Origin of the sequence: Methylobacterium sp. WL116 (genome assembly GCF_008039455.1) — a bacterium.
Taxonomy (GTDB): Bacteria; Pseudomonadota; Alphaproteobacteria; order Rhizobiales; family Beijerinckiaceae; genus Methylobacterium.
This window is the reverse complement of the sequence record NZ_VRUV01000414.1, coordinates 1-4,105: the sequence shown is the minus strand read 5'-3', so window position 1 is coordinate 4,105 and position 4,105 is coordinate 1. Positions and strand designations below refer to the sequence as shown.

The window sequence follows — 4,105 nt, the reverse complement described above, 5'->3', positions numbered from 1 at the left end:
CGTGCGGGCGCAGCCGCTGGTTCCGATCCGCAGGTCGCGCGAGCGCCGCGTCGCCCGCAACCGGATCGCCTTCCGCAAGGCCTCGACCATCACCGTTCCCACCGAAAATCCCGTGGACATCGCCATAGCCAAGCTTGACCGCAAGCGACATTCTTGAAGGCGGATTTCCCTGCCCTAGCGCGGCCGGGATCGGCGTGGCCGACGACGCATCGCCGCCTGCCACACGCTGATGCCGCGTCAGTTCTGCGGCTTGTACTTGCTGTACTTGAAGTCCGGCGCGGCCCCGAGCTGCTCCTTGCTCATGTCGAGCGTGGCGGCGTAGCGCTCGCCGCCCGGGGACAGGATCAGCGCGGCCGGCTGCACCGCGACGTAGCGCGTGCCGACGCCGAGGAACCCGCCGATGTCGAGCACCACGGCCGTCAGGGTGCGCCCGTCCTCCATCACGAGGTCGACCACCGTGCCGAGCGCGTTGCCGGCATTGTCCGAGACCTTGATCCCGATTACGTCGGTGGTGAGGAAGCCGGCGGGGCTGAGCTTGTTGCGGCCCTCGGCATCCGCCTTCGATCCGGCGCGCTTGATCCCGACATCGGACGGGCTGCCGCCTGCGCTGGTGCCCGGGCCGGTGCCCTGCACCACCATGCCGTCGCTCTGCGCCGGCTTGTCCTCCGGGCCGACGCCGGCGAGCGCCGGGAACACGAGCGCGAGCATCACGGGTGCGGCGAGTGCGCGGCGCAGGATCCGGGTCAAGCGATCTTCCTTCCGGTGAGGGCCGTGCGGCGGCCGTTGACCCCAAGGAACCGGATCCGTCACGCCGGGTTCCGGGCGGGCGTTGCGGCGGATCGCGCGGGCCCGCCGGCCATGACGAATCCGCGCGCCCTGTCTCGGGATCGTGGGCGACCTGCGGTCGCGCCGGTTTGCGGCGCGGGGCCGGACGTCTTAAGTCGCAGGTGCTCCCCGATACCCGCACCGCGGGTGCCTCGCACGCGGTGTGTCATGGCGACCGTCCTCGATCTCCTGAAGAACGATCCGCGGCCACCGCTTCCGGCCCGCATCCGCCACCCGGAGAAGGCGCACCGGCCGGACCAGCCGGTGCAGCTGCGCAAGCCCGACTGGATCCGCGTGAAGGCGCCGGGCTCCCCGGCCTGGGCCGAGACCCGGGCGATCGTGCGCGAGCACGGCCTCGTCACGGTCTGCGAGGAGGCCGGGTGCCCCAACATCGGCGAGTGCTGGGAGAAGCGCCACGCCACCTTCATGATCATGGGCGACACCTGCACGCGGGCCTGCGCCTTCTGCAACGTGCGCACCGGCCTGCCCAACGCCCTGGATCAGCACGAGCCCGACAAGATCGCGGACTCGGTGGCCAAGCTCGGCCTGCACCACGTCGTCGTCACCTCCGTGGACCGCGACGACCTCGCCGACGGCGGTGCCGAGCATTTCGCCCGCACCATCGCGGCGATCCGGCGGCTCAGCCCCGGCACCACCATCGAGATCCTGACGCCGGACTTCTTGCGCAAGGACGGCGCGCTCGAGGCGGTCGTGGCCGCCAAGCCCGACGTGTTCAACCACAACCTCGAAACGGTACCCGGCAACTACCTCACGGTCCGCCCCGGCGCCCGCTACTTCCACTCGGTGCGCCTGCTGCAGCGGGTCAAGGAGCTCGACCCCACGATCTTCACCAAGTCCGGCATCATGGTCGGCCTCGGCGAGGAGCGGAACGAGGTCGTGCAGCTGATGGACGACCTGCGCTCGGCCGACGTCGACTTCCTCACCATCGGCCAGTACCTGCAGCCGACCAAGAAGCACCACGAGGTCGTCCGCTTCGTGCCGCCGGACGAGTTCAAGGCGTTCGAGACCACCGCCTACGCCAAGGGCTTCCTGCTGGTCTCGGCGACGCCGCTGACCCGCTCGTCGCACCACGCCGGCGAGGATTTCTCGCGGCTCCAGGCCGCCCGCAACGCGCGGCTCGCCCCCGACACCCTCTCAGCCTGAGTCGTCATGCCATCCTTCCGGATCACCCGCTGGGTGCGTCACTCGCCCCAGCAGATGTACGACCTCGTCGCCGACGTGGAGCACTATCCCGAGTTCCTGCCGCTGTGCGAATCGCTGCGCGTGCTGCGCCGCCAGCCCGGCACCGGGGAGGGGACCGAGGTGCTCGTGGCCGAGATGGGCGTCGGCTACAAGGCGATCCGCGAGCGCTTCACCACCCGGGTCGGCCTCGACCGCCCGAACCTCAAGATCACGGCCGAGTACATCGACGGCCCGTTCCGGTATCTCGAGAACCGCTGGGCGTTCAAGCTCGGCCGCGACGGCGGCTGCGACGTCGACTTCTTCATCACCTACGAGTTCAAGAGCTTCGCCCTCGGCCTGCTGATGGGCAAGATGTTCGACCGCGCCTTCCGCAAGTTCACCGACGCGTTCGAGAGCCGGGCGGACCGGGTCTACGGTAGGGCCTGAGGCCGGCCGCGCCGGCGGCATCCGGTTGGGCATACCCGAGAGAAGGCCTGCTCGGCCGTCGGGCTGCGGAGTGGGGCGCGACCGCAGACGAAGAGGACGCGCTGGATCGTGCGCCTCACCGCGGATGCTCCGGGCGGAAGCCGAGGCCGACGATCCGGGCCGGGATGCGCTGAAGCCACGGCAGGCGGTCGAGCAGCCGGAGCGCGAGCGGCGGGCTGAGGCGCGCGTCCCCGTGGTCGAGCACCGGGGCGATGATCCGATCCTGGATCAGGCGCTGGACCCGTTGCGTCAGCCGCGTCGGAAGGCTTCGGCGGGCCTGGACCCGCGCGAGGTCGGCCTCGGCGAGGCGTCCGGCCCGCAACGGCCCGGCGAGCAGGTTGGCGGCGGCGACCGCATCCTGGATCGCGATGTTGATGCCGACGCCGCCGACCGGCGACATCGCATGCGCCGCGTCGCCGATGCAGAGCAGCCCCGGACGGTGCCAGCGCTCCAGCCGGTCCACGGTCACCGTCAGCGTCCTCACCGCGTCGAAGGTCCCGATCTCGCCGGTGCGGTCGGCCAGGAACGGCGCGAGGTCGGCGATGCCGGCGCGGAACGCCACGAGTCCGCGCGTGCGGATCGCCTCGTCGCCGCCCTTCGGCACGATTGCGGCGCATTGCCAGTAATCGCCGCGATCGATCGTGATCAGGATGCGGCCCGCCCCGAAGCGACCGGCCGCGGCCTCCGGGTCTCCGGGGCGGCGCGACAGGCGGAACCACAGCACGTCGATCGGGGCCGCGAAGTCGCGCGGCACGAAGCCGGCCCGACGTCGCATCGCGGAATGCCGGCCGTCGGCGCATAGGACGAGGTCGGCGGCGATCGCGATCGCACCGTCGGGGCCGGCGGCACGAACCCCGGCGATCCGGCCATCCGTCTCGATCAGCGACTGCCCCTCGGTCGCCATCAGCAGCCGGAAGCCGGGCAGCTTCCTCGCCTCGCGGCCGAGGAAGTCGAGGAAATCCCATTGCGGCATCAGCGCGATGAAGCGGTTCCGCGTCGCGAGCCGGCGGAAATCGGCGACGCGGAACGTCCGGCCGCCCATCACCGCCGATAACGTCTCGACCCGGCGCTGCGGCAGGGCGCGGAAGGCGTCGCCGAGGCCGAGATCGTCCATCACGGCCAGGGTCGAGGGATGGATGGTGTCGCCGCGGAAATCGCGCAGGAAGTTGCTGTGCTTCTCCAGCACCACGACCGAGACGCCCGCGCGGGCGAACAGCAGACCCGCCATCATCCCCGCCGGTCCACCGCCGACGATGCAGATTTGTGCCGACAGGCTGTCCATGGAACCGCGCCTCCGGTTCGGCGGCGTTCGCCGCAGGACCGCTCCGATCAGGAGACACGAGCGCCCCGATCAGGAAACGAGCGCCGCCTCCAACAGGTCCAACGCATCGACGACGGCGCGACGTCGGATCTCGGCACGGCCGAGATCGCCGTAGCGCCGCTCCAGGTGGCGGACGCCGCCGCCGGTCGCCAGGCCGAAATGCACGAGGCCGGCACCCGGATCGCGACGGCCGAATCCTGCACCGGAGGGCTCGTCGCCGGGTTGCTGACGGCGGTGCCCGGCTCGTCGGCGGTGGTCGAGCGCGGCTTCGTCACCTACTCGAACGAGGCC

Annotated in this window: 5 protein-coding genes and 1 pseudogene; 3 read left to right on the top strand and 3 right to left on the bottom strand. The window is 71.1% G+C overall.

What is annotated here, in order from left to right:
• Positions 1–237: 237 nt before the first annotated feature.
• Entirely contained in the window at positions 238–747 is a 510-nt protein-coding gene (locus FV223_RS21720) for a PRC-barrel domain-containing protein (RefSeq protein ID WP_147728943.1), read from the bottom strand.
• A 246-nt stretch (positions 748–993) separates the two neighbouring features.
• Here FV223_RS21720 and lipA point away from each other — a divergent pair, with 246 nt between their 5' ends.
• Both lipA and FV223_RS21710 read left to right on the top strand, forming a co-directional pair.
• Complete coding sequence (gene lipA / locus FV223_RS21715; protein ID WP_147728942.1) at positions 994–1,989, top strand: lipoyl synthase; 996 nt, start codon at positions 994–996, stop codon at positions 1,987–1,989.
• Between the two features lie 6 nt (positions 1,990–1,995).
• Positions 1,996–2,454 carry a type II toxin-antitoxin system RatA family toxin gene (locus FV223_RS21710; protein ID WP_147728941.1) on the top strand — a complete coding sequence of 153 codons (459 nt, stop codon included), beginning with the start codon at positions 1,996–1,998 and terminating at the stop codon, positions 2,452–2,454.
• A 115-nt stretch (positions 2,455–2,569) separates the two neighbouring features.
• Here FV223_RS21710 and FV223_RS21705 read toward each other — a convergent pair whose 3' ends face one another.
• The gene (locus FV223_RS21705; RefSeq protein ID WP_147728940.1) at positions 2,570–3,775 is read right to left on the bottom strand and encodes an FAD-dependent oxidoreductase; all 1,206 of its coding nucleotides are present in this window, start codon (positions 3,773–3,775) and stop codon (positions 2,570–2,572) included.
• A gap of 69 nt (positions 3,776–3,844) precedes the next feature.
• Positions 3,845–3,985: pseudogene (locus FV223_RS21700) on the bottom strand (damage-inducible protein CinA); the annotation flags it as partial.
• Between FV223_RS21700 and FV223_RS21695 the strand changes: the two are divergent.
• Positions 3,974–4,105 (top strand): CinA family protein (locus tag FV223_RS21695; protein ID WP_187276203.1); only part of this gene is annotated, 132 nt, incomplete at its 3' end. The pseudogene FV223_RS21700 and the gene FV223_RS21695 sit on opposite strands and share 12 nt — an antisense overlap.